Origin of the sequence: Mucilaginibacter lappiensis, from assembly GCF_050433765.1 — a bacterium.
GTDB lineage: Bacteria > Bacteroidota > Bacteroidia > Sphingobacteriales > Sphingobacteriaceae > Mucilaginibacter > Mucilaginibacter lappiensis_A.
In genome coordinates this window covers 84,317-111,086 of record NZ_JBNPWP010000015.1, presented here as the reverse complement: position 1 = coordinate 111,086, position 26,770 = coordinate 84,317, and the positions used below count along the sequence as shown (strand labels likewise).

The window sequence follows — 26,770 nt, the reverse complement described above, 5'->3', positions numbered from 1 at the left end:
AAAGACAAACCCTCTTCCTGGTGCAGGCGTACCAGTTCGGCATACACACCGATGGGGGTAACACCGGTAGCCAGTCCCAGCACGGCTTTTTCGCCCTTACTTTGCTTACCGCGGATCAGTTTGGCGATCCTTGCGGCAACGGCAACGGCTGCTACCTGCTGGTTGCTATAAACGCTTACCGGCAGCTTCTCGTACCGGGTCTCTTCCAATAAATTTAATCGGGCCATGTATCAGTATTAATAAGTTTGTATGCTTGTTCTAAACAAATATATCAGATATTTACGTAGTGCAGCTATTAATTTAACTTTTGTAAACCCCGCAACAAATAGTAATTTAAGCCCATGTTATCGCTTAACCAAAATTTGCAGAAGCTTTTTAATATCGCCCATAAATCGACTAAAACCGGTATTGGTTTAATGTCGGGCACCTCGTTGGATGGGTTGGATATTGCCTTGTGCAGCTTTACGGGCAGCGGCTTGCAAACTCAATTTAAATTGTTGCAGTTTACCACTATACCATATCCCCAAAGATTTAAAGATGAGGTGCAGCAGGTATTTGCCCGCAAAACGGCCGATCTGGAACAGGTTACTTTATTGAATGCTTTTATTGGCAATTATCACGGTGAACTGGTTTTGGAGGCACTCGCAGACTGGGGAATAGATCCGGATACGGTAGATTTTATAGCCAGCCATGGGCAAACCATATACCATGCCCCAAAGCGACTGCACCGGCAGGCCAACTATCCAAATGCTACCCTACAAATTGGCGATGGCGATCATCTGGCCGTAAAAACCGGCATCCTGACTATCAGCGATTTTAGGCAAAAACATATCGCGGCAGGCGGGGAAGGGGCTCCCCTGGCATTGTATGGTGATGTTTTATTAGGCAGCAAAGCAGGCGAAAACAGAATATTGCTGAACATAGGGGGGATCGCGAACTTAACCTATCTGCCTGCCGACGGTGAGCCGGCTAAAATTTTATGCACGGATATCGGGCCGGGAAATACCCTGATCGATGCGGCATGCCGTAAGTATTTTAACGTGGCTTATGATCAGGATTCGGCTATTGCCAATAGCGGTAAAGTAAATGAGGATCTGCTCAGGGCGTTACTTCATCATGCCTTTTTTGAAGAAGCATCGCCAAAAACTACCGGGCCAGAGCTGTTTAGTTTAATTTATGTGGAGCAGGCACAGTTTAGGACAGGAACTGAACATATCCGTAATGAGGACCTGGTATGCACGTTAAGCATGTTTACCGCGGTGGTTATCGAGACTTTTGTTAAGACGAATATCATGGCAGACAACCTGCATATATTTGTTAGTGGTGGTGGTGCCAGAAACCCTTTTATCATGACGTATTTGAAACAGGCTTTGGCCGATACCCCGATCACCAATACCGCCAGTCTTGGGATTGATCCCGATGCAAAAGAGGCTATATTATTTGCCCTGCTGGGTAACGAGGCCCTGTGTGGCGAGCCGATGACCATTGGTAATAATCCCGCGGTGTTGATGGGCAAGCTTAGCTTTCCGGGTTAAGCATTAGAATTGTCGTGCTGAGGTGGATGGTTCTATCGTTCACTTAGCACGTGGGATCCCGAAATAAATTCGGGATGACTCTGAATTTTAAAGGCCGCTCTTTCCAACTTGCTTTTTTACAAAAACAAAACATATAATTCCGTACTTTAGAATGATATGTTGCCTTTACTAACCTCCGCACAAATACGCCGGGCTGATGCTTACACCATAGCCAATGAGCCTATTACGGCTATTGATTTGATGGAGCGGGCCTCAAAAGCCTTTGTTGGCTGGTTTATCAATCATTTTCCTGATAAAAAGCAGGCTATATCATTTTATTGCGGTATGGGTAATAACGGTGGTGATGGGCTTGCCATAGCCCGGATACTAAGTCAACATCAATATAAAAAGCTTCATGTTAAGATAGCCCGCTTTAACGACAAGGCATCTGATGATTTTAATATTAATCTGGAGCGGTTAAAGCAAACCGCGATCCCTGTGATTGAAATAAACAAAGGTGAAGACCTACCCGATGAAGATAGCACGATTATTATTGACGCTTTGCTGGGCGCCGGTTTAAACAAACCCCTCTCAGGTGATTATGAACGGTTGGTAAAGTATATTAATAAACTTAACAGAACTGTAGTTGCTGTTGATGTACCAACCGGATTTTTTTCGGAAGGTGAAGTACCACCCGAGGCAACGGCCGTAAAAGCCGACCTGGTGATCACTTTTCAACAGCCCAGGGTTAATTTTCTGTTGCCAGAATCGGCACCCTATATTAACTGCTGGGAAGCGGTAAGTATTGGTATTAATGAAAAATACTTACAGTCGTTAAATTCGGCATATCAGTTTATAGAGGAGAAAGATGTAAGGGAGTTGCTTAAACCACGTCACCGTTTTAGTAATAAAGGTACTTACGGGCATACGCTGATCATAGCAGGGCAGGCAAAAACTATGGGTGCTGCATTATTGAGTGCTTCGGCTGCTGTACATGCTGGGGCGGGTTTAACAACAGCATGTGTCCCCGAAAGCGGACTTGCCGCCTTAAACAGTTACCAGCCCGAAATTATGGCCATTGTAAGGAGTGATCATAAGCTGCCCGAAATTGAATGGGATAAATTTACTTCGGTAGCCATTGGGCCGGGTCTGGGCAAAGGTGAAGATGCTGTTGCCTTGTTATCGGCCGTTACTAAAAACTATAAAAAGCCAGTGGTTATTGATGCCGATGCACTTAATTTACTGGCCGAACATAAGGGCCTTTTACCATACTTACATGCCGGGAGTATTTTAACACCCCACATGAAGGAGTTTGACAGATTGTTTGGTAATCATACGAGTTGGTGGCACCGGTTGCAAACTGGTATGGAGCAGGCCCGCAAACTCCAGGTGTATATCATTTTAAAGAATGATTATACCATAACCATATCGCCCGAGGGCAAAGCGTACTTTAACCCTACGGGTAACGCAGCCATGGCATCAGGGGGTATGGGCGATGTGCTTACCGGTATCATTGCCGCTTTGTTAGCTCAAAAATATACATCTTTACAAGCCTGCCTCATCGCAGCTTATGTTCACGGAAAAGCCGGCGACGAACTGGCCCTTCCAAATCGTTTGAACGTGGTTTTACCGGGTAAGCTTGCTGCTCAGTTGCCGGTTACCATGGCAAAATTAATGGCATAAAAAAAACGGTTGCAAGTATTATACAACCGTTTTTATTAACTATTAACTGATCTTATAAAGAACTAAATACTCAAAATTTAAAGGTTAGATTTCATGATATAAATCACCTTTTTTAATCTAACTGGTAATAAGACGCCCGAACTACCCTAATAGTTACAAAAAAACGAATATTTGGTTTAGATTTTAGTTAAATAATTGTTAAATAACATGATAAAGTAACGGTTTGTTTTCCAAAATAACGTAAAATGGCCTGAATTGTGTATAAAATGTGATAAATAAGCTCATTAATGCTCCAAAGGCAACAGCGCATTTATATGATGAAAATAATAAATAGGAGTGTTTTGGTGGAGCTTATATTTAGAATTTGCCCAGCACCATCATTTGATCCATGGTTGGATTAACGCTGCCGCCTTTTGGTTCAAGCGTTACGGCAAAGGCATCGGCCAGTGCTATCGATTTCATTTCCTTCATGTGTGTAGAATCGGCTGTGGCATCAAAAACACCAAGATCAACCGGTTTGCCGCCCACCAGTGCCCAAAGCTGGTATTGGTGATCCTTATCGTTATGAGGTAACTTCATGTTACGCATATCGATCATTACTTTTTTCTTAGCCGGGCTAAATGCAACCATTACAGCCATATCTGGATTTTTTGTTCCCTGCAGCTTTAGTAATTTAAAAGACGGATCGCGGAAAACGCTTAATTCCTTATCCATTAAATTTACCCTGTTTGTAAAATGCTGGTTTTGTAATTGCAGTGCTATGAGCTGGCCGTTTGATTGTTGCAGACGTGAATACACACTTACCAAAGCAATGGTACTTGCTATTAATAGTGCCAGGCTGGCCGCAAAAGCATATTTATAAAAATTATTTCCGCTGGGTTTTGATAAAAGTACGATATTGTCTTCCTCGTAGGAGTCACTTTCTTCGTGATGAGGGGCGGCGGTAAAATTCCTGTCGTCGCCCAAATTGGTAAGGACACTGCCTAATATACGACCGCGTAAATTTTCTGATGGATCAACCGCGTTTTCTTTAGCATATAGTTCCATGGATAGCTCAATTGCATCCAATTCTGCCTTAACGGCCGGATGTTTTAAAGCCATTGCCTCCACCTGCAACTTTTCGTCTGGAGTTATGTCTCCCAAAACGTAAAGTTCCAATATTCCGGTTTCTATATATGCTTTTATATCTTCCACTTCAATTAAAATGTTTTCTGAGTTGTTGTATACCCATCCTCAACCGTGTTTTAATGGTGCCAAGCGGAATGCCTAATTCATCAGCTGCTTCAACATGTGTAAAACCCTTAAAATACACCAGATCAATAATTAATTTTTGCTCGGGTTTTAATCCCTCAACCAGATCTTTAATACCCATCAACTCGGGCTTGTAAACCGTGCTTTTTTGCTCGTCAATGAAAGTTACGTTATTTTCAATCTCCTGGTTTTTATTCTGATTTTTAAAATCTTTTGATCTGATCTTATCTATTGCAAGGTTGCGTGCAATATTAACCATCCAGGTAAATAAGCGGCCTTTTTCGGTACTGTAACTTGAAAAGGAATGCCAAATTTTTACAAAGGTTTCCTGTAAAATATCCTCGGCTATAGTGGTATCAATAACAATGCGTGAAATTACGCCAAATAAGGAAGCAGAATACATATCATATAAAGCTTCGATAGCGATCTTTTCATGATTTCTCAATGAAAGTACCAGTTCTTCTTCGGTCAGTGATATTTTATGTTTCTTACTCAACTGGGTGAATATATAAAGGAATTACGATATATCAAACAGATGCTTTTCTGCGTGATAGGATGAACGAACCAGCGGTCCGCTTTCCACGTATTTAAAACCCTTATCTAATCCAAATTGTTTGAGCCTGGCAAATTGATCAGGATGGATCCAGTCAATTACCGGGTGGTGGTTACGTGTTGGCTGTAAATATTGTCCTAAAGTTAGGATATGAACACCTGCAGCCAGCAAATCGTCCATGGCCTCTAAAATATCGTCTTCTGTTTCGCCCAGGCCCAGCATAATGCCCGATTTGGTGCGCAGGCCAGCTGCCGATACATGTTTCAGCGCTTCCAGACTGCGATCATACTTGGCTTGTATACGCACTTCTTTGGTAAGGCGGCGTACAGTTTCCAGGTTGTGTGATACTACTTCAGGCCGGGTCTCTAAAACGCGGGCAAGGTTATCCCAGTTACCCCTAAAATCGGGCAGCAGGGTCTCTAAAGTAGTATCGGGGCTTTCGCGGCGTATGGCGTTGATGGTTTCGGCCCAAATAATGGAGCCTCCGTCTTTCAGGTCATCACGGTCAACCGAGGTTATAACGCAATGTTTTACCTGCATTAATTTTACCGAAGTTGCTACACGATTTGGCTCATCAACATCAACAGCTAATGGCCTGCCGGTTGCTACGGCGCAAAACGAGCACGAGCGGGTGCAAATGTTACCCAATATCATGAAAGTAGCTGTGCCGGCTCCCCAGCACTCGCCCATGTTAGGGCAATTACCGCTCTCGCAAATGGTATGCAGTTTATGTTCATCAACCAAACTGCGTACGTGAGTATACTCTTTTCCAATAGGAAGCTTAACCCTAAGCCAATCGGGCTTACGTTGTGGTTGGCTAACAGGAACTACCGGCAAATCAATCATAGTGCAAATGTAGTTAAAAACCAAATAACCCTTTATGGGTAGTATGGCAAGTTGTATAAATTATTACAGTTAGTTGATAAGATTTAACGAAAGAAGAATCAGTATTTTAATTGAGAGGTATCTTTAACAAAAATAACTGGTTGTGTTTTATCCCCCTCTATTAAACCGGTTACACAAATAAATTTGCTTTTAATCGGCTTGAGATAACCAATAATATATGGTGATAATCTGATAATTAAACTTTTATGTTCAACATCAGCACCAAGTCTAAGTTCAAAAATCTGCGCATAATGCGAATTTACCCTGCTGTATACAGTATCGCAAACCGTAACCGTTTTTCCTATGTAATGAGATGCCCGCTTAATCTTAATAAGCTTTTGAGCGGACAGATCAAGGGGAAATAGGGTAATAAAAGAAATTAGGATCAGGAATTTCATAATCTAAAGATCGGTTAATTTTGTCCCGCGAACATTACGCCCCTAATACACTATTTTCTTAAATTCCTTATAAGAAACTATTAATTTAAAACTGACATGGCTTCGTCAACCGAAATGGCGCCGTGCGACTGGTCAAGTATACATTCGCCATCCTTTATTAGTAATAACTGAGGCGACTCATGGTGTACCTGAAACAGTTGTGCAACCTGGCCGGATAAATCGCGGTGATTGATGAGGTCTAAAAAATAAAGAGACATGTCCTGGGGTAAATCTTCCCAATCCAATTCAAAACGTCTTTTTGCCATCATGCTGATGGAGCAACGTGTGCTATGTTTAAAAATAAGGCTGTAACCCTTGTGCTGTTTAATACTATTCAGTTGTTCTGCCGACTCCAACAATATCCAATTCATAAAAAAATAATATATAATATACTGTGTTATAACGTAATTATAACACAAAAACCGTTTATAGGTTCAATTGAAAATAAAAAATGACATTTACCTGTTAACGGCCGCCTTTTGGATATGAGCCATAAGCTGGGCATAATTTATTAGAGCATGATGAGATCATACTGCCAAATACCAGGGCTATTAGCGCTATGTAAATAATTTTTTTCATTGTGTTATACTAAACAGTTTTACGTTAATCAGCTCTTTAATGTTTCGGCAAGGCTGGCCATTTTTATAGCTGTAATGGCCGCTTCATCGCCTTTGTTACCATGTTTACCACCAGCACGGTCAATGGCCTGCTGCTGGTTATCAGTGGTTAATACACCAAATATAACAGGTTTTGAATATTTAATAGCAACATTGCTTACACCATTTGCTACCGCGTTACAAATAAAATCAAAATGGCGTGTTTCGCCCTGTATCACACAGCCTAAGCAAATTACTGCATCTAATTTATCATTTTTTAATAATAAATCAGCACCAGATGTTAATTCAAAACTTCCGGGTACGGCATACGTGAAAATGTTTTCGGGCAATGCTCCGTTATTAACCAGGCTTTGGTAAGCGCCCTGGTAAAGTGCATTGGTAATTTCGGCATTCCATTCGGCTACCACAATGCCAAAGCTGTATGCTGCCGCTGAGGGGATTTCAGTTTGCGAAAAATCTGATAAGTTTTTAAGCTGTGTAGCCATGATATTTTTATTTCGGATTTCGGATGTTCGATTTCGGATTTATTTTTTTATTTCGGATGTCGCAATTCTGATTTCGGAATTTGTTTATAAAAAAAACGATCTCGGATTTAAAGGCTTTGTAAGTCAATAAATCCGAAATCGAACATCCGAAATCCCAAATCGGTTATAGTTTTGCTTCTACGCGCGCTATATATTCGTCAATATTTTGTGCTTCGGGGCTTTCCGGATATTCTGTTTTTATCCTTTTGTAAGCCTCGTCGGCAGATTTATTGTCTTTTTGCTCTTCGTAAACCAAGCCAAGCTTTTTTAAATAAAACGGCGATAAAAACTTGTTTTTTGCTTTATCAACTGCCTTGTTAAAATAAGTAACAGCTTTATCATAGTCCTTTAACTCAACATATGCATCGCCAGCGCTGCCATAAGCTTCAGCGGCTACCATAGTGTCGTCGCCACGGTAGTTGTTTAAATTGTCAACAGCTTTGCGGTATTCGCCTTTGTTTAAATAAGCGGTACCTAAATAAAAATAAGCCAGGTTAGCAGCTTTGGTATTGCTGTATTCGCTGATGATCTTTTCGAAACCAGGATAGCTGGCATCGCCTTTAATAGCTTTGTCCCAATCTTTTTTGGCCCAAAAATCCTGCGCAACGTGCATTTGATCGGCGGCGGTAATTTCGCGTGGACCTAAATACAATTTCAAATATAAAAGGTAAATAGCAATAAGGGCAATAATAGCCCCACCTATAAACAATAGGCTTTTTTGATTCTCGCGCACGAAATTGCCGCTTTGTCCAAAATTATTATCTGGCGCTGCAATTTTGGTATTCGCATGGGTTTTTGACATTGTTATAACAAAATTAAGTGTGCAAAGTTACGGTTTTCAAAATTTCTGGCAATACCTTTTAAATTAATTCTTTATGAGGTGCTTTTTTGTTGATTTTGTAAGCGGTTTGATCATTACTTAAAGGCTGTCTGAACTGGAATTATTCTGACCATGATTCGTGGGATTAAAGGATTTTCCAAACGCCCTCTTTCCGCCGAAGGCGAAGAGAGGGATGACGAGCGAAGCAAAGCCAGGGTGAGTCTGATCATTTACAATTTGAATTTTATGCCTCCATTGGCAACAAAGCCATCTAAAGGCGCATATATATCCTTAAACACCGGGTTAGTAATGCTGCCGGTGTAAATGGTGCCAAATTTTGTTTGCCGGGTATCGGTCAGGTTCTCAAAATTGATAAACAACGAGAACCGGTCCCATATCTTTTCGGCCATCAATCCGGTAGTCCAGTATGCCTTGCCGGTTGTTCCATCATTTAAATATTGCGGACTGAAATAGTAAGCCTCCAAGCCAATTTTTAATTTGTTCTCCACCTCGTAAACCAATACATTATTTAACCTGTTTTTTGACACCAAAGGGTAATTAGTAATCGTGTTATTTGTATGTTGTGTAACATGAGCCAGCGTGTAACCAATAAATAACTTAAAATTAGCGTAGGTCAATTTAATATTAGTTTCCATGCCTTTCGTGTTCAGGTCGCCTTTAGGTTGCTGGTACTGTAAATCACCGTTTGATATGGATGTAAGTAGTATAGGATTATTGATCCGGGTATAAAAAAACAATTGGTTGATACTGAAACTTACCTTGTCGTCAAATAAACCGGTACGGTAGTTAATATCGTAGTTAACACCGTATGAGCGTTCGGCCGTGGTGTTTTTAACATCAATAGGCAGTACATTTCTAAACTGGATACGTTCGGCATCCTCAGTAAATACATTAGGCGCTTTATAACCTAAACCACCGCCAACCCGTGTTGAAAAATGCGAATTGATTTTTAGCAAAGCAGATATGCGGGGCAGAATAAAAAATCCATATTCATTATGATAATCACCTCTTAATCCACTCTCCAGGGTCAACTTTGGTGTGGCATCCCATGTGTTTTGAACAAAACCCCCGATCGTGTTATAATCATAACTCCTAAGCGGAAAGCTGCTGTTCTTATCCTCGGCAAAGTTTTCAGACAGGTAGTTTAACCCGGCAACCCAATCAGATTTTTCGCTTGCCCGTGAATATGTTGCTTCGCTGTAGGTTGAAAACTGGACACCTGAAAAGCGATAATCGGGTAAATTAATAGCCCGGTCAAAATAACTAAGGCTATTTTTGAATACTATTTTTTCCTTGTTACTCAACGTGCGCTCAAGGGATACCTGTGTACTGTATCTGCCTGTTTTATTCTCTTCAAAATAGCTGTGCTGCGCGCTGCCATGCCCCTCAATGTAATGAAGATCGCCACCGATGCGGTTTTCAATTGTGCTGTTGATGCCTGTGATCAGTGTAGTTTTATCATCCAGATAAAAGAATAATTTAGGGTTAAGTGTAAACCTGTTAAACTTAGGTATGGCTGTTAAATCAATGCCCGCAGGGTCATACGCGGTGCCATGATTATATGCTGCAAATACAGTCGCCCCAACTTTTTTAAATTTTTGTGAATAAAAACCACTGGCATCTAAACCTAATGCCGAAGTACCATTTAGCAGGAAGTTTAATTGCCGCTCGTTAGTAGGTGTTTTGGATATTAAGTTAACTAAACCAGCAATAGCGCCCCCTCCATACAAAGTTGATGATGATCCTTTTATAACTTCAACCTGTTTCAGGTCAAGTGGTGCGATCTGTAATAATCCCAAACCTCCCGAAAAGCCGGAATACAATGGGAAACCATCCCTGATAATTTGAGTGTACTTGCCATCAAGTCCTTGGATGCGGATACTTGAATTATTGCTTGTTGCTGATGTTTGCTGGGTTTGTATGCCTGTACTTTCAGCAAGGATCATCCGGATATCTCCCGGCTTCATGTTGGCTTTTTCATCAAGTTCCTCACCCGAAATAACCTCTATCCTGGTAGGGACATTAGCAATAGTTCTGCTGCTGCGTGTGGAAGAAACTAAAATTTCATTTAATTCTTCGACGCCCTCCTTGCCTTTAGGCTGAAGCAGGATGAACATTGGTGAAGCCTGTTCAAAGGGAAATGTTAAGGTGTCTGTCAGGGTTTCATAGCCTATATAGCTAAAGCGTATAACCTGTTTGCCTGAAGGTATATTTGTTAAAATAATTAAACCTGCTGTATCGGCAGTGGCCCCTTTATTTATACCCTGTATTAATGCGGTTGCCCCAATAAGGGTTTCGTTAGTTTTAGCGTCTTTAATAATGGCTTTAAACGTATGTTGAGCATACGCCATAGTAGTATATATCAATGCTATAAAAAGCACTATAAGTTTTTTCATGAAATATGGAATTAGTTAATACAAAATTGCCAGCTGATAAGCTGTGGATTTGAGTATTAACCTAACCGGGGTGGTTGCCAAATTGATAAAGCAACATGGTCTATATAAAGCTGCTCATAAGTGTTATGGTGTTTAACCGGCTTTTGAGGGAGTATAAATGAGGGATAACTAACAGTTTTAGTGACGATGAACCCTACACATGAACCGCATGAATAGAATGGCGAACAACTCTGGCATTCTTTCTTTTTTGGTGAATGTTTAGTTACGGATGCGCTAACCGTAGTTTTTTTGTAACTACAGTCATTATCAGTACAGCAGGGCTTAATGGAAAGCAGCAGCACTAAAATAACTGATATAAAGCACAAAATTTTCACGGTGTAAATGTAAAAGAAAATAAGATAGCTATAAAATGTAAAGCGTTTTGCTGTCCTAAAAATTTCATAAATCCCGGTGCGGGCAATTATTGTATAATTGAACTAATTGAGCAAATGAACCGGTGAACTAATGAACAATTCTAACTAAATTTGCCGTCCCATTATGTATTTGCAGCAACTGTCAGTTATCAATTTCAAGAATTACGAGGAGGCCGAACTTGTTTTTAGTTCGGGGGTAAATGCCTTTACCGGAAATAACGGTGCCGGCAAAACCAACCTGCTCGATGCCATTCACTACCTGTCGTTATGTAAAAGTTATTTTAACCCCATTGATAGCCAGCAAATAAAACAGGGGACAGATTTTTTTATCATCACCGGTGTTTTTAATAAAAACAAACAGAACGAAGCAGTGGCCTGTTCTGTTAAGCGCAATCAAAAAAAGCAATTTAAACGCAATAAAAAGGATTACCAGCGCCTGGCCGATCATATTGGCTTGTTGCCGCTGGTCATGATATCGCCGTATGATACCAGTATTATTACCGAGGGCAGCGAAGAGCGCCGTAAATTTATTGATAATGTAATATCACAAACGGATAACTATTACCTCGATGAGCTGATCACCTATAATAAGGTACTGGCCAACCGTAACGCGCTTTTAAAACTCATTGCTGATACCGGCCGGTATGACCCAAACTTGCTGGAAGTGCTTGATGAACAGCTGACGAGCTCGGGCAACCGCATTTTTGAACGGCGTAAAGCTTTTATGGAAAACTTTACGGCTATTTTTAACAAGCACTACAGTTTTTTAAGCGATGGTGCCGAGCAGGTTGAATTGGCTTATGAGTCGCAGTTATTGCAGGATGATTTTGCGGCATTGCTAAAAAAGAGTGTTGAACGCGACCGTGCGCTGGAGCGTACCACGGCAGGCATACATAAAGACGACCTTCAGTTTGGTATACACGGCATGGCCATGAAAAAATTTGGATCGCAGGGGCAGCAAAAATCTTTTTTAATAGCGCTTAAGCTGGCACAGTATACTTTTTTATATCAGCAAAAAGGGTTTAAGCCATTACTGCTGCTGGATGATATTTTTGACAAGCTTGACGAGGAGCGGGTTACCAAACTGATGAAAATGGTCTCGAACAATGATTTTGGACAGGTGTTTATTACCGATACCAGCGTAAGCCGGGTTGAAAATATTTTTAATAAAATAGCTGTGGATGTAAAACTATTTAAAGTAAGAGGAGGGGCTATTGATGCGTAAAGCTAATGACAAATCGTTAAAGGATGCTATTGAGCAAATGCTGAACGTTTATAAAATTAAACGCCGCTTTGATGAAACGGGGGTTTTAGCCGCCTGGCCCGAACTGGTTGGAAAGCCGGTAGCTAACCGTACTAAAGAATTATTTATCCGCGATAAAAAACTGTTTTTACGTATCGAATCGTCGGTAATAAAAAACGAACTGATGATGATGCGTGCGCAGATAATGGAAAAGATAAACGAGAAAGCTAATTGTATACTGGTAGAAGAGGTTATTTTTCTTTAGAAAAACGCAGCTTTTATTTACGCCAATATCATCATTGAATAAAACAAAAGGAAAAAAACACAGGCGTAATTAACTGATTTACACCTGTATTTTTTTGAAAGTTAAAATTTTTCGAAAGCCGAAAAGAAGAAGCTGCCTTCAATCTCAGCATTTTCATCAGAGTCTGATCCGTGAACGGCGTTTGCTTCAATTGATTTTGCAAATAAGTTACGGATAGTACCTTCTTCGGCTTTTGCCGGATCGGTAGCTCCTATCAGTTTACGGAAATCTTCAATAGCGTTATCTTTTTCAAGTATAGCCGCTACAATTGGTCCCGACGACATGAAGTTAACCAGGGCACTGTAAAAAGGGCGCTCTTTATGTACTTCATAAAACTGACCGGCTTTTTCGGGGCTTAATGAGGTATATTTTAAGGCGATTATTTTAAATCCGCTCTTGGTTATCTTATCTACAATAGCACCAATATGCCCGTTTGCAACCGCATCAGGCTTTATCATTGTAAAAGTTCTGTTAGTTTTCATTCTTGCTTTTTAAAATTGCCGCAAAAATAGGGTTTTGCATCTGTAACATAAAGCTTTTTGAATTAAATAAGATGGTTTGTATTTAATTTATTTATTTAGCTTTGCAACTCTTTTTTAAAATTGATGTTAGATTTAGTTGCGCTTAAAGAACTTTTAGCACACCCTCAAAAAATAGTGATTACTACCCATCATAAACCCGATGGTGATGCTATGGGGTCGTCGTTAGGTTTGTATAATTACCTGATACAGCAAGGCCACCATGCCAAAGTAATTACCCCTACAGATTATCCTGACTTTTTAAGCTGGATGCCTGGCAACGAGGATGTTATAATTTATACGGAGCATACAGAAGAGTCTGCTGCTTTAATTGCCGATGCTAAACTGATATTTTGCCTGGATTTTAATGCCTTAAGCCGCATCAATGAAATGGGTGTGCTGGTAGGCGAAAGCAGTGCTTATAAGATCATGATCGATCATCACCTTGAACCCGAGGATTTTGACGATTACCGGCATTGGAACATCAATGCGTGTGCTACTGCCCAGTTGATCTATGATTTTATTGTTAATGAGCTGCATCAGCAGGAATTGATTAATAAGGATGTAGCCACTTGTTTATATACCGGTATCATGACCGATTCTGCATCGTTCAGGCTGCCCAATACCACATCAACCGTGCACCGCATAGTGGCCAACCTGATTGATGCCGGCGCTGTTAACTGGCGCATACATGAGCTGGTGTACAATAGCGCGTCTGAGAACAGGCTGAGGTTCCTGGGACATTGCCTGGCCAACTGTTTGGAGGTTTTGCCTGAGTATAATACCGCTATTATATCAGTAAGTAAAGACGATTTAGAGAAATATGACGTTGATACTGGTGATACAGAGGGGATAGTGAACTACGCTTTATCAATTGCCAGCATCCGTTTGGCAGCATTTATAGTGGAGCGACGCGATAAGGTAAAACTTTCGTTACGCTCGAAAGGTGAATTTCCGGCTAATGAGATCTGTAAAAAATATTTTAACGGCGGCGGTCATCGCAACGCGGCCGGAGGATTCTCAACGGATAGCCTTGAACAGGTTGTACAACAATTTAAATTAATATTACCCGAATACAAAAAACTATTAATACAGTAAAAAACTAAAAATGAAAAGAAAATTAATGTTTCTGGCTCTTGCGGCTATAGGTTTAGCAAGTTGCAATGGTGGGTTTAAACAAGGAGACGGCGGCTTGCTTTATAACATTCACACCTCAAAAGGCGGCGTCAAAATTAAAGAAGGCGATTTTGTAAGTCTTAACATGGTGGTTAAAACCGATGGCGATTCTGTTTTAATGAATAGCTATGACAGTGGCCGGCCTATGGCCATGCCAATGCCTAAAGCACAAGCCAAAGGCGATATTTATGCGGGTATTAATTTACTTGGCGAAGGTGATAGCGCAACTTTTAAAATAGCTGCCGATTCGATATTTAAAAATGGCCAGCAACGTCCTCCGGGCTTTAAAGGTAAATATTTGGTGTTCCAGGTAAAAATCGACAAAGTAATTGCAAAAGGCGCGCTTAATGAGCAGGTTTGGCGCGGACGTGTTACCGATTATTTAAAATCACAGGCTGATGCTGTTAAAACACAGGAACCAGGTAAGATCAAAAAATATATTGCTGATCATAACTTAAAGGTTGAGAAAACAGCATCAGGTTTATTATATGTAATTACCAACCCTGGCACAGGCGAAAAACCTGCCGTTGGTGATACCGCTGTTGTAAACTATACAGGCAGGTTAGTTACCGGTAAAGTATTTGATACCAGCGTAAAAGAAGTGGCTACAAAAGAAAAAGTGCCGGTTGACCCAATGCGTCAGCTTGCGCCTATCCGCATACCAGTTGGTGAAGGTAAAGTAATACCAGGTTGGGACGAAGGCTTGCAGCTGCTGAACAAAGGAGCTAAAGCGATATTTATCATTCCGTCTGATATTGCTTATAAAGACCAGGGAGTAGGCCCGATTGGCCCATACACTCCAATTGTTTTTGAAATGGAGATGGTAAACGTTGTTCACCCTAATCCAAATGCTCCAAAACCTGCAGTTCCGCAATTAGCGCCGCCTGCAACAAGATAATTTAAAGAATTGATACAGCCTTCCTGACCCTTGGTCGGGGAGGCTTTTTTATTAGATACCCATGAAAAAAGCTATTTATTTCCTGCTGCCTTTGTTTGCTTTGTTAACTGCAAGGGCCTATGCCCAGGACCCACGGCCTAATATGCAGGGCACACCCAAAGGTGCATTTTACCAGAAATTTACCAACAACACCGGCGAAAAGATAAAGCTTAACGATGTGATTACATTTAACTTTATCCAAAAAACCGACAAGGATTCAGTCCTGTTCAGTACCTATAAATCTGGTAAACCGGTGCAGGCGCAAATACAACCTTCACAAAATGCCGGCGATCTGATGGAGGTATTCCCACTACTGGCCGCTAAAGACAGCGCGCTGGTTAAAGTACCTACTGATTCTGTTTTTAAAGGACATGAAGAGGCCCGCCCGCCATTTTTCCCTAAAGGCAGCTATTTAACATTCATCCTTAAAATAGAAAAGGTACAATCCCTAAATGATGCTATCGCCGAAAAAAAAGCGGAAGCTCAAAAACTAAAGGATGGTGAAGCCGCTGCTGCCAATAACTATGTAGCTACAAATAAAATTAACGCGGTAACTACGGCATCCGGCTTAAAATATGTTGTTACCCAGCCATCGGTAAAACGCAAACCCCTGGCTGGCGATACCGTGCTGGTAAATTATACCGGCCGTATATTAAATGGTAAAGTTTTTGACTCCAGCATTGCTGCCGAAGCCAAAAGCGCGAGTTTAGATCAACCCGGCCGCACGTACGAGCCTATAAGCGTTGTGCTTGGCCAGGGCCAGGTGATCCCGGGTTGGGACGAAGGGCTGCTTTTATTGAACGAAGGTTCAAAAGCCACTCTTATCATCCCATCGGCCCTCGCTTATGGCGAAAAGGGTGCAGGCCAGGATATCCCGCCATACAGCACATTGCTATTTAATGTGGAGCTGGTAAAAGTTAAACCGGGCAAACATGCCCCTGCTTCAAAAACCGGGATCATGAATCCGGCAAAGAAAAAGGTGTACAGAAAAACACCAGTAAGTAAAAAGAAAAATTAGCACAAAAGCCTTCTGCCAAAAAACAGAAGGCTTTTTTACTTTTGTAGCATGGTATTAACAGACACGCATACCCATTTATACTACGAAACCATAGCCGATAAACGCGCTGAGTTAATGGAGCGCTGCATCAGCAATAATATCAGCCGTTTATTTTTACCTAATGTTGATCTGGCTTCGGTGCCGCTGGTGTTTGACCTGGTACGTGCTTATCCTGATCAGTGTTTTCCTATGCTTGGCTTGCATCCATGCTCGGTAAAAGAGAATTGGGAGCAGGAGTTAAACGATATTAAAGCGGCGCATCAGCAAAATAAAATTTTTGCCATTGGCGAAATTGGTATTGACCTGTACTGGGATAAAACTTTTTTAGCTGAGCAGATCGAAGCTTTCAGGGTGCAGATCAACTGGGCAAAAAGCCTGAAGCTGCCCATCGTTATCCATTGCCGCGATGCTTTTAACGAGGTGTATGAAGTGCTGCAACAGGAGCAGGATGAAAACCTGAGGGGCATATTTCATTGTTTTACAGGTACGCTTGAGCAAGCCAATAAAGTAACCGCGCTGGGTTTTTACCTGGGCATAGGCGGGGTAGTTACTTATAAAAACGCCGGTTTGGACAAAATCATACCTGAAATTGACCTCAGGCATATAGTTTTAGAGACAGATTCTCCGTACCTTACGCCCGTTCCGTTCCGAGGCAAACCTAATGAAAGTTCGTACTTGATTTACATTGCACAAAAAGTGGCGGAGCTGCATCAAACAGATATGGATACCGTGGCCAGTATAACCACCGAAAATTCAAGAGTCCTGTTTGGTGTATAACAACAATACTTGTTTAATGGATTTATACTATATAAACCTTATTTCATGAGTCAGATACTGATCATCTATACCGGGGGTACTATTGGGATGATGAGCGATCCTGTTACCAAGGTGCTCAAACCCATTAATTTTGAGCAAATAATGGATAATGTACCCGAGCTGGAGAAACTTAATTGCAGAATTAAGGTACACTCTTTTGAGGAGATCATTGATTCATCAAACATGAACCCGGCCATCTGGAGCCAACTGGCCAGTCTTATTCAGTCAAACTATCATGATAATGATGGTTTTGTGATATTGCATGGCTCCGATACGATGGCCTATACGGCATCAGCCCTGAGCTTTATGCTCGAAAACCTGGGCAAACCCATCATATTTACCGGCTCGCAACTGCCCATAAGCGCCATACGTACCGATGCCAAGGAAAACCTGATGACCGCCATTGAAATTGCCAAAGCAAAAAAAGGCGACCATGCGCGCGTACCAGAAGTTTGTATCTACTTTGATTATAAACTGTTCAGGGGTAACCGGGCGTTTAAATATAATTCATCAAAATTTGAGGCGTTCCGCTCGCCAAACTATCCTATACTGGCCGAATCAGGGGTTCACCTGCGTTTTAGCGCCAATGATATCAGGCACCCACAGGAGAATACCGAGCTGATTATCCATAACAACCTGATCAGCGATGTAGCCGTATTGAAGCTTTATCCGGGCATTGGGCACAAGGTGGTTGAAACCATTTTAAATGCCGATGTGCGGGGAGTTGTAATGGAAACATTTGGTGCCGGCAACACTACTACCGACAGTTGGTTCATTGATCTGCTCAAAGGCGCTATTGACAGCGGTAAGGTTATCATAGATATTTCGCAATGTAAAGTTGGCACTGTTGAACTGGGCCGGTACGAAACCAGCAGACAGCTGAAAGATATAGGCGTAGCCAACGGTTATGATATGACCTTTGAATCGGCAGTGACCAAAATGATGTACCTGCTGGGCATGTTTGATGATCCCGCGATGGTTAAACATTATATGGAGCAGGATCTGAGGGGTGAGATAACGGTATCGTAAATACAAAAGCGACACAATTTATTTTGTGATCCTGAGCGCAGCGAAGGACTGGTACGCCAACGCAAGTTTGCAAACAGATTCCTTACTATTGCTCAGCATAGCAAGGGGATATTTTGTTTGTACATTGCCGGTTAACCGATCTTTTATTCCTCCACATAAATCAAATATGAGTAATTTCGCCTAATGGATATAACAAAACCAACCATACTTGTTGTAAACGACGACGGAATAACCGCCCCGGGAATAAAAGCGCTAATGGATGCCATGAGCGAGATAGGCAGGGTAGTGGTGGTGGCACCAGATAGTCCGCAATCGGGCATGGGGCACGCCATTACCATAGGTAAACCACTGCGTTTAGATAAAGTTGAAATATATGAAGGCTTTGAAATGTACCGTTGCTCGGGCACCCCGGTTGATTGTGTAAAGCTGGCTGTAAACAAAATATTTAAAGGTCAAAAGCCTGATCTTTGTGTATCAGGGATTAATCATGGTTTAAATAATTCCATCAACGTTTTGTATTCCGGTACCATGTCGGCCGCTGTTGAGGGCGCTATTGAAAGCATCCCGTCTATCGGGTTTTCTTTAGATGATTTTACCCTGCAGGCCGATTTTAGTCATTGTATAAAATACGTTAAAGAACTGGCACTGCAGGTTTTGGCAAACGGTTTACCGCAAGCCACATTGCTTAATGTTAATTTCCCTGACAGTAATAATATAAAGGGCATAAAGATCTGCAGGCAGGCTAATGCCAAATGGGCCGAGGAGTTTGATGAAAGGGTAGATCCGCATAAACGACCTTATTATTGGTTAACCGGTGTTTTTCAGTTAAATGATGGCGGTGAGGATACCGATGTTTGGGCGTTAGAGCACAATTACGCATCGGTAGTGCCTATACAGTTTGATATGACCGCTCACCATGTCATACCATTTTTAAATAACTGGAAGTTTAATGTTTAAATCAAATAATATAACAGCAGGTGTCATTTATGGATTGATACTACCGGGCATCAGTTTGTTCGTTTTTTTGTACCTGTTAAAGGGTAATTTTTTAATATTTAACAAGCCTGGTGTACCCTACCTGGTGGCCATTGGTTTAAACTTATTAATAGCCCGATTTTATTCAAAAAAAGGAATGGATAAAGCAGCTATCGGTATTGTAGCGGTATCCTTTATATTTATGCTGGCGGTGTTTATATTTAAATTGCAACCCATTAAATGAAATATTACCTGGTAGCCGGCGAAGCTTCGGGCGACCTTCATGGAGCAAACCTGATGAAAGCCCTGAAAGGACTGGACCCAAATGCGGAGTTCCGGTTTTTTGGCGGCGACCTGATGCAGGCCGAAGGCGGTACCCTGGTAAAACATTATGCCGATATGGCCTACATGGGCTTTGTTGAAGTAATTGCAAATTTGCCCACTATTTTAAAAAACCTCAAGCAATGCAAGCTGGATATTAACGCATGGCAGCCCGATGTTTTAGTGCTGATTGATTTTCCGGGATTTAATTTAAAAATTGCCGCCTACGCCAAAACTATAGGCTTGCAAGTAAACTACTATATATCGCCCAAAGTATGGGCCTGGAACCAGAAAAGGGTACTCAAGATCAAAAAGATAGTTGACCACCTGTTTTGCATATTGCCTTTTGAGGTTGATTTTTACAAAAGCTGGGGCATGGATGTTGATTATGTTGGCAATCCACTGCTTGATGCCATAGCCGCCTTTAACCCTGAAGCCGACTTTTTACAGCAGCATAAGCTTACAGGTAAAAAGATCATTGCCCTGTTGCCTGGCAGCCGCAAGCAGGAGATCAATTACCTGCTGCCTCAGATGATAAGCGTTGCAGATCGCTTTCCCGGTTACCAGTTTGTTATTGCCGGCGCGCCATCATTTGATAGAACATTTTATGATCAGTTTTTAGGAGATAAAAATATCCCTGTATTATTTAATGCTACTTATAATTTGCTGAGTAATGCGTATGCGGCTGTAGTGGCCTCCGGAACGGCTACGCTCGAAACCGCTTTGTTCAATGTGCCGCAGGTGGTAGTTTACAAAGGCAATGCCCTTACCATTGCTATAGCGCGCATGGTGGTAAAATTAGAGTTTATATCGCTGGTTAACCTGATCATGAACAGCGGGGTAGTGAAGGAGCTGATACAGGAAGATTGTACCACCGCAAAAATTAATGCCGAGCTGGATCTGATCATCAATGATAAAACCTATCGCGAAAATATGCTGGCTAATTATGACCGGCTTGATGAACGCATGGGCCAACCCGGAGCATCCGCAAAAACCGCTGCATTGATTGTAAAATATGCCTCAAAATAAATAAAGCCCCGCTAAAATGGAGCTTTATTGTTTTCATAGGGTGATGTTATATATATTGATCAGGCTGCTGACAATGTTTGTTGTGCAGCTACCTGGTGGTTGCTTTATGAACTGTTTTCACAGTGAATTTTTAAGCGGCGCTCGGTAAAAATTGAGTTTTAGTTTTTAAAGCTTTTAAATCATTCATAATGATTCTTTTTAACTGATTATCAAAGCCTGTTATTAATTTATTGATCGATGGTTTTTTATTAGTCTTCATAGTTTTAGTTTTTGTTTGTTGTAAGTTTCTGTGTTATTTTTTATCGTCTTCGTCTTCGGTAAGGTTATCTTTTCGGCGTTTGGCTTCCTTGTATTGCCTTAGTATCTGCTCTTCATCCCGTTCATCTGATGTTTTTGTTGGCTCTACCGGATTTTCCCATTCCTTCTCATCTTCCTTAACCGTTTTCTTTTTAGCTTCCATAACAGTTACGTTTAATAAGTACTATTCCAATTCGATGCCAAAAATTCAATTGCAGTAAAAAAAAGTCATTATAGTGTGCGATTTTTTTTACAATAGGATGTAAAAGCCTGTTTTTAAGGGGTTTTTATACCGAATAAAAATTTGGTTTTTCTGTACAGGTGTATAAAAATTTATAAAAAAATGTTATCCTAACCGAACACTTTGCGAACAGTAGTGCTAATTACGTACATGTTTTTGATAGCTGAGCAGGTGTGCTGCCAATGCTATTATAGCTAAACCACCGCCAATAGCGCATACACCGGTCCATTGATAATTTTTCCAAAGCAGGCTGGCCAAAAATGTTCCGGAGGCACCGCCTATAAAATAAGACACCATGTATACCGTGTTTAAACGGTTGCGAGCCTCAGGTATCAGCGCGAAGATGATAGACTGGTTAGATATATGTGTAGCCTGTACGCCCATATCTAATATGATCACACCAATAATTAATCCGGCAATGCTATTACTCGAAAAGTAAAAAACAACGTATGATATCAGTACCAACAATAATGTGTATCCCGATAGTTTGTAAGAATTCATTTTATCGCTCAGGCGGCCCATTAAACCTGCTGCCAGGGCGCCAAATGCCCCAACCAGTCCAAATGCCCCGGCGGCGGCACTGCCTTCGTTAAACTGGGGCTGCTTTAATAAAAATACAAGTGTTGTCCAAAAAGCGCTGAAGCCGGCAAAGCACAAAGCCCCTCTGAAGGCGGCCATACGTAACTTAGGTTGTGTTTTAATTAAATGTATGAGCGATGTCATGAGCTTTTTATAATTACCCTTGTAGTCGGGTTCAACTTCGGGTAAAAAGAAAAATATCATGAGCCACATGGCAAGCATTAAGCCGGTGGCTATGTAATACATAGACCGCCATCCAAAATGTTCGCCTACAAAGCCACTTAAAGTTCGGGAAAGCAGTATGCCTATTAAAAGACCGCTCATGATAAAACCTAATTTTTTGCCGCGTTCATGTGGTTTTGCCAGGTGGGCGGCCATGGGTATCAATAGCTGTGGTATTATTGATGATAAGCCAAGCAGGAACCCGGCAATGGTTAATATCAGAATAGAAGGAGCAATAGCACTGATCAGTAATGAAAGTATCATTAATACAAAATCTATCAATATAAGCCGCTTGCGTTTTACCATATCGCCCAGGGGAACAATAAACAGCAGGCCACTGGCATAACCAATTTGTGTAAACAGCGACAATTGCTGGGCCTTTTTATCGGTTATATTAAAAGTGTGTGCAATATCGGCCAGTAGCGGTTGGTTATAATATATGTTGGCCACCACAAGTCCGGTTGCAATGGTCATGATCCATAAAGTAAACTTGGTTAAATGTGGATGGTCTTTGGATGTATGTGTAGCGGTCATTACTTATAAAGTATAAAATTCGCTGCAAAAGTGACAAAGCATTTTTAAAATGATGCTTGTTTTAAGTAATTTTTATCATACAATAAACAATAAGATATAATTTCCAGAGTTTTATATTTTGACAAATCAGATGTGTCTTGTGATGATTTTTGTGATTTTATATTAAAAATTTACTTTTCTGTATTGGATTGTTGATTTTGGAGCGATATTTAAATTAAAACGGAGATGAAAATTATTTTTTCATTGAATTTGTGATCATTTAATGTTAAATTTTGTTAAAAAGTTAATTTTTTATACAAATAAAATCACCCGACGCAATAATTTGATGGTTATTTTGTTAATTGAGTATACAATTTTTAATTAAATAAAAAATTGTAACATTTTTAAAGTTTTATTAGTATTTTTGATAATCAAACAGCGGATATAAGTTTATTTGATAAATGTTACAAAAAAATTACAAATTAAAATAATAGAATTTAAAAACTTAGTGTTACTTTTACACTATAATAAAAACACATAAAAAAGTCTTCTCATAATTTAGGTTTATAATTGGTTAGTAAAGGCCCCTGCCCATCAGGGGCTTTACTTGTTTAAAAGGGTTTTGTTTTAACCCGTGTATTCCAAAATTAATTATCTTTTTATACTAAGTTTCGCGATTAAGTGCTTACCTGTTTTAAAACAGCTTTGGGTTAAATACCGGCAGTGAAGGGCGATAAGAAAAATAATCATTCAGGGGTTTCATTTTATTGCATAATATAATATATTTGCAACCCAATCCGGGGGATTAGCTCAGCTGGCTAGAGCGCTTGCATGGCATGCAAGAGGTCATCGGTTCGACTCCGATATTCTCCACTGATTATCAGGCACTTACGTATATGTAAGTGCTTTTTTTATGCTTTATCGCATCATTTTCCCTAAATGAATTACTTATAATACTAACCCACGACCTTATTTAAATACTTGAATATGAGTTGTTTATTGCAATTTAATTGATAAAGTGTATGCAAGAGGTCGGTATATAGGTTAGATAAATCTCTATCTTAATTCTGATTTTTCAAAAAAGTAAAACAGGGGTAAAACATTCTTATTTAAACTGTTAAGTATTAACACTGGATCTTTTAAAAGGAACTCTATTAGCTACTTTTTGATAGTAACAATAGAAGAGAAAATTATAAGCAATTGCGTGTTTTAACTTATCCGAGATGCTCCTGTAAATCATTGATCGTTTTTAGCTATGTAAATAAGAGACGGTTTTATTTATACTTTGATTTTACAGGCTTTATATGTACATTGATATTAAGGGATAACTCAAACAATTTGAATACATGATCGGAATCTGTAAGTTATGTAGAGAGGAGAAAGAGTTGATTAAAAGGTCGCACATCTGGCCCAATTTTATGTATAAAGGCATGCATGATGATAAAGGTAGATTGTATGTTATTAATTCACAAAGACCCCAGAATCATTTAACAGTTCAATCAGGTTCTTACCAGCAATATATATTTTGTGCCAAATGCGACAACGAAATTTTAGGCAACCTGGAAAGGTACGCCAGTAACAATTTATATCGAAAAAATTATTTAGAATCAAATGAAGATTTCGAGCAAATTTACATTCAGGAAGATATGAGTATCATTCGGTGTCATAGCTTAGGATATAAAAACTTCAAACTATTCTTATTATCCCTATTATGGCGGGCAAGTATTTCAACAGAGGCTGTATTTGGAAATTTCAAGTTATCTGACGAATTAAATGAATTTTTAAGAGAAGCTATCTTTACAGATGCCATTGTTGATGATGCCGCCCTTCCATGCGTTTTACTGACCGCTGCTGGAATTGACCCTGAAGAAAGCTTTATTGCCGTTGATGCTACAAGGCCAGGATTTATCAAATTTTATATCAATGCTTTTGTTTATACTTTTTATTGGGAGCCAAATAAAAAAGATGCGACAACAAGAATGTTAAGTATCGGAATGGATCATCCGATGGATATGATGAAGGTCCCTATTGAAAGATGGAATGAAATAAGGCAATCAATAATCGATGCGACCGTAAGGGCGAGCAAAGCTAATTTAAAATAGCTTTAAGTAGGACACTTTTAGTCCACATTCAACTCATATACACATCATCTGAAAGTTTTATGTTGCCTTCCTTTTTGAGATTAAAGCATTAACAAAAAGGTCCTTTACTAAGGAAAATTTTCGCTAAAAAATCATCAAAAAATGAATGGAAATTGAGAAAAATACTTTTTTTTATAAAAATAGAATTTCAATGTGCCCTTAAAAACCTCTTTAGAGTATTTAAAACGGCGATTTTTAGCAATTTTTTCTCAAAAAACTCTGCCAAAGCTCTGCCAAAAACACCCCAAAATACATAAAATGAAAAATCAAAAACTGCTCTCAGAGCATCAAAACAGTCGTTTGTTCACGGCTCCGGAATGTCCATCCTCGATCACCAAAAAAGCCTTTCAATGTAAGTTGGAAGGCTTTTTTTTACTAAAAGGCTGGTTGAGTAAGGCACTACAAATATGCCTCACTCATTTAACCAATTTCATTTATTCACTTCTTAAACTTCAACTTGTTATTAATATTCTGTCCAATTATCCCCCCTACTTTCACACCTCTTTCGCAAGAAATACGGTAATGGATACCTGCATATAGCCTGGCAGCGCCGATTTCTTGCGCTAAAGCATCAAAAGAATCATATGGTCGCGGGGCCATACCCAAGTAATCGTAAGAGTGATCGGTAAAATGATAATTGTTCCCAAACAAATCTGTAAGGATCGCTGAAAAAACTCCTGCAATGGCACTATGAGCAGAAGTGAAATCAGGGAAATTTGGTGCGGGAAACAACGAATTCCATGTTGAATAGCCCAACACGCCTCTTATATAGGTTATTGGACGTTCCTGGTTATATTGATACTTAATTTTCCAACAACCAATGCCTGCATCCACAATACCAATGCTTACTTTGGCAAAAGCCATAGCGGTAAAATCCAGTTGTGGATTTTCCTGCTGCAATACCTGGCGTAAAATGGAAAGATAGTGGCCTCCGCCAAAACCGGGGTTATCGCGGTAGTATAACGCTATCGCAGTTTGCTCGGGGGTAAGCGTTTGAGAAATATCATAGACTTCTTTTACCATTTTATAATAATCTGAAGACGGATCTGTTGAATAAACAGGCGGTGCAATGGGTGTACTTCCATCTAAACTACCTTGTACCATTAGCCGGTTATTCCCCCAATAAGGCCCGAAAGGTGCTGCTAAGGCAGGGGGCGTTGGAACCCACAAACCCGGACCAACAGGCGGAGTATAAGGTGCATTCGCATCTGCTGATCCATCAGTTTTTGACCAATCAAAAATTAATTGGGCAATTGATTTTCCAAATTGTACCGAGCGTTGAAACTTATCATTACCCACTTCAGCCTTGTAAGTACTGTTTAAGCTATTTTCCAATGAATCCATTGCCGATATATTGGCGGCAGAAGTCCCAGGGAAAAAATTACGGCTCATGGCGGCCAATGCTGCATTAGCACAAGTGGGCCAATGATATGCTAATCCTGGAGTTGTTTGAGGCATTGCGGGCATACCTGTTAGCTGTCCGGACAAAGTCTGATAAGAAGGCATCCCCGGCACTACTGATTCATACAATGCAATAGCACTATAAGTAAAATAACGCGCCGGAGGCAATCCTCCTATTGGGGTGGCGTTAGTACGGAACAAGCGAAGCTGCATATCAATCCATTTAAATGCCACTTCCGATGAATAGGTATTGGTTTGATTTAGATGGCCGGGGTCGTCTTTTGGTCCTTTTTCTTTTTTACAGCCAGAAAGAAAAAGAAGGCAAATGCCTGCAAGCAATATCCACCTGGTGGATGTGAGCTTAGTTGAATTTTCCATTTTGAAAGTTTAAAGGGTGAAAGAATTTGTTAATATTTTCTTAAGAATTATCGACATGCTTATTGCTGTATAAATTGCATCCAACTGTCAATGATATGGTAGTTATAGATAGTATCAGTAACCAGAATGGCTTTGATCGAAAAAAAAGTGTATGTATCTGATTTTGAACATTATTCTGTAGGTGAGGCCCATTTACTTATGAGGCTCATTTACTTATATTTCAGTGCTGCAATCTTCTTTGCATTCAATAAAAGAGTTCGACATTTGTACTTTTGGGTCACATTAACCGGGTATATAAGTCGGAAGCTTCGAAGAGAAGGAAGTCGGGATCCGGAAGCTGGATAAGATTCACCATCCTTATCGAATGGTGTGGCAATGCCTTGTGCTGTTATTACTGCCATAACGGTTGCCTTTTTTTGTTGTAAATAATCTTAATATAAATGTCTCTATATAAAATTAGATTATAAATATCAGATTAT

At 40.3% G+C, this 26,770-nt stretch carries 25 protein-coding genes, 1 tRNA gene and 1 pseudogene; 14 read left to right on the top strand and 13 right to left on the bottom strand.

Going from position 1 to position 26,770, the window contains the following annotated elements; translation table 11 throughout:
* Positions 1-227: pseudogene (locus M2273_RS29690) on the bottom strand (glucosamine-6-phosphate deaminase); the annotation flags it as partial.
* A 135-nt stretch (positions 228-362) separates the two neighbouring features.
* On the opposite strand from M2273_RS29690, the gene M2273_RS29685 reads away from it, so the two are divergent.
* Entirely contained in the window at positions 363-1,535 is a 1,173-nt protein-coding gene (locus M2273_RS29685; protein ID WP_429401842.1) for an anhydro-N-acetylmuramic acid kinase, read from the top strand.
* A 156-nt stretch (positions 1,536-1,691) separates the two neighbouring features.
* On the top strand, positions 1,692-3,197 hold the full coding sequence (locus tag M2273_RS29680; protein ID WP_429401840.1) for an NAD(P)H-hydrate dehydratase: 1,506 nt from the start codon (positions 1,692-1,694) through the stop codon (positions 3,195-3,197).
* 357 nt (positions 3,198-3,554) lie between these two features.
* Here M2273_RS29680 and M2273_RS29675 read toward each other — a convergent pair whose 3' ends face one another.
* The 8 genes from M2273_RS29675 to M2273_RS29640 form a co-directional block, all read right to left on the bottom strand.
* Positions 3,555-4,391, bottom strand: a complete 837-nt coding sequence (locus M2273_RS29675) for an anti-sigma factor (RefSeq protein WP_429401838.1) — start codon at positions 4,389-4,391, stop codon at positions 3,555-3,557.
* A gap of 1 nt (position 4,392) precedes the next feature.
* Positions 4,393-4,944 (bottom strand): RNA polymerase sigma factor, encoded by a 552-nt coding sequence (locus M2273_RS29670; protein WP_429401837.1) that lies wholly within the window; start codon positions 4,942-4,944, stop codon positions 4,393-4,395.
* Positions 4,945-4,965: 21 nt separating this feature from the next.
* A complete protein-coding gene (gene lipA, locus M2273_RS29665) occupies positions 4,966-5,847 on the bottom strand; it encodes a lipoyl synthase (RefSeq protein WP_429401835.1) in 882 nt (293 codons plus the stop codon).
* A 98-nt stretch (positions 5,848-5,945) separates the two neighbouring features.
* Complete coding sequence (locus tag M2273_RS29660) at positions 5,946-6,284, bottom strand: hypothetical protein (RefSeq protein WP_429401833.1); 339 nt, start codon at positions 6,282-6,284, stop codon at positions 5,946-5,948.
* A gap of 80 nt (positions 6,285-6,364) precedes the next feature.
* Entirely contained in the window at positions 6,365-6,694 is a 330-nt protein-coding gene (gene ytxJ, locus M2273_RS29655; protein ID WP_429401831.1) for a bacillithiol system redox-active protein YtxJ, read from the bottom strand.
* 236 nt (positions 6,695-6,930) lie between these two features.
* Positions 6,931-7,425: a 6,7-dimethyl-8-ribityllumazine synthase gene (gene ribH, locus M2273_RS29650; RefSeq protein ID WP_429401830.1), complete on the bottom strand. Its 495-nt coding sequence runs from the start codon at positions 7,423-7,425 to the stop codon at positions 6,931-6,933.
* 163 nt (positions 7,426-7,588) lie between these two features.
* Positions 7,589-8,266: a tetratricopeptide repeat protein gene (locus M2273_RS29645; protein ID WP_429401828.1), complete on the bottom strand. Its 678-nt coding sequence runs from the start codon at positions 8,264-8,266 to the stop codon at positions 7,589-7,591.
* 248 nt (positions 8,267-8,514) lie between these two features.
* Positions 8,515-10,701: a TonB-dependent receptor gene (locus tag M2273_RS29640; RefSeq protein WP_429401826.1), complete on the bottom strand. Its 2,187-nt coding sequence runs from the start codon at positions 10,699-10,701 to the stop codon at positions 8,515-8,517.
* Positions 10,702-11,238: 537 nt separating this feature from the next.
* Between M2273_RS29640 and recF the strand changes: the two genes are divergently transcribed.
* Together recF and M2273_RS29630 are read left to right on the top strand one after the other, a co-directional pair.
* Positions 11,239-12,339, top strand: coding sequence for a DNA replication/repair protein RecF (gene recF / locus M2273_RS29635; RefSeq protein WP_429401824.1), 1,101 nt, complete (start codon positions 11,239-11,241; stop codon positions 12,337-12,339).
* On the top strand, positions 12,332-12,622 hold the full coding sequence (locus M2273_RS29630) for a DUF721 domain-containing protein (RefSeq protein WP_429401822.1): 291 nt from the start codon (positions 12,332-12,334) through the stop codon (positions 12,620-12,622). Before recF ends, M2273_RS29630 begins: the two co-directional genes overlap by 8 nt.
* Positions 12,623-12,723: 101 nt before the next feature.
* Here M2273_RS29630 and M2273_RS29625 read toward each other — a convergent pair whose 3' ends face one another.
* Positions 12,724-13,143, bottom strand: coding sequence for a nucleoside-diphosphate kinase (locus tag M2273_RS29625; protein WP_429401820.1), 420 nt, complete (start codon positions 13,141-13,143; stop codon positions 12,724-12,726).
* Between the two features lie 123 nt (positions 13,144-13,266).
* On the opposite strand from M2273_RS29625, the gene M2273_RS29620 reads away from it, so the two are divergent.
* From M2273_RS29620 to lpxB, 8 genes are all read left to right on the top strand, one after another.
* Complete coding sequence (locus M2273_RS29620; protein ID WP_429401818.1) at positions 13,267-14,277, top strand: DHH family phosphoesterase; 1,011 nt, start codon at positions 13,267-13,269, stop codon at positions 14,275-14,277.
* A 10-nt stretch (positions 14,278-14,287) separates the two neighbouring features.
* A complete protein-coding gene (locus M2273_RS29615; protein WP_429401816.1) occupies positions 14,288-15,253 on the top strand; it encodes an FKBP-type peptidyl-prolyl cis-trans isomerase in 966 nt (321 codons plus the stop codon).
* 61 nt (positions 15,254-15,314) lie between these two features.
* A complete protein-coding gene (locus M2273_RS29610; RefSeq protein WP_429401814.1) occupies positions 15,315-16,310 on the top strand; it encodes an FKBP-type peptidyl-prolyl cis-trans isomerase in 996 nt (331 codons plus the stop codon).
* Between the two features lie 48 nt (positions 16,311-16,358).
* A complete protein-coding gene (locus M2273_RS29605) occupies positions 16,359-17,126 on the top strand; it encodes a TatD family hydrolase (RefSeq protein WP_429401812.1) in 768 nt (255 codons plus the stop codon).
* A gap of 45 nt (positions 17,127-17,171) precedes the next feature.
* On the top strand, positions 17,172-18,194 hold the full coding sequence (locus M2273_RS29600; RefSeq protein WP_429401810.1) for an asparaginase: 1,023 nt from the start codon (positions 17,172-17,174) through the stop codon (positions 18,192-18,194).
* Between the two features lie 183 nt (positions 18,195-18,377).
* Entirely contained in the window at positions 18,378-19,151 is a 774-nt protein-coding gene (gene surE / locus M2273_RS29595) for a 5'/3'-nucleotidase SurE (protein ID WP_429401809.1), read from the top strand.
* Positions 19,144-19,413: a hypothetical protein gene (locus M2273_RS29590; protein ID WP_429401807.1), complete on the top strand. Its 270-nt coding sequence runs from the start codon at positions 19,144-19,146 to the stop codon at positions 19,411-19,413. Before surE ends, M2273_RS29590 begins: the two co-directional genes overlap by 8 nt.
* Positions 19,410-20,519 carry a lipid-A-disaccharide synthase gene (lpxB, locus tag M2273_RS29585; RefSeq protein WP_429401805.1) on the top strand — a complete coding sequence of 370 codons (1,110 nt, stop codon included), beginning with the start codon at positions 19,410-19,412 and terminating at the stop codon, positions 20,517-20,519. Before M2273_RS29590 ends, lpxB begins: the two co-directional genes overlap by 4 nt.
* Positions 20,520-20,811: 292 nt before the next feature.
* Here the strand turns inward: lpxB and M2273_RS29580 are convergent, their stop codons facing one another.
* Positions 20,812-20,979: a hypothetical protein gene (locus M2273_RS29580; protein WP_429401803.1), complete on the bottom strand. Its 168-nt coding sequence runs from the start codon at positions 20,977-20,979 to the stop codon at positions 20,812-20,814.
* Between the two features lie 216 nt (positions 20,980-21,195).
* Positions 21,196-22,392 carry an MFS transporter gene (locus M2273_RS29575; RefSeq protein WP_429401801.1) on the bottom strand — a complete coding sequence of 399 codons (1,197 nt, stop codon included), beginning with the start codon at positions 22,390-22,392 and terminating at the stop codon, positions 21,196-21,198.
* Between the two features lie 778 nt (positions 22,393-23,170).
* Here M2273_RS29575 and M2273_RS29570 point away from each other — a divergent pair.
* Both M2273_RS29570 and M2273_RS29565 read left to right on the top strand, forming a co-directional pair.
* A tRNA-Ala gene (locus M2273_RS29570) sits at positions 23,171-23,244 on the top strand.
* Positions 23,245-23,801: 557 nt separating this feature from the next.
* The gene (locus M2273_RS29565; protein ID WP_429401799.1) at positions 23,802-24,473 is read left to right on the top strand and encodes a hypothetical protein; all 672 of its coding nucleotides are present in this window, start codon (positions 23,802-23,804) and stop codon (positions 24,471-24,473) included.
* A gap of 477 nt (positions 24,474-24,950) precedes the next feature.
* Here M2273_RS29565 and M2273_RS29560 read toward each other — a convergent pair whose 3' ends face one another.
* Positions 24,951-26,291, bottom strand: a complete 1,341-nt coding sequence (locus tag M2273_RS29560; RefSeq protein WP_429401797.1) for a vanadium-dependent haloperoxidase — start codon at positions 26,289-26,291, stop codon at positions 24,951-24,953.
* Between the last annotated feature and the right edge of the window lie 479 nt (positions 26,292-26,770).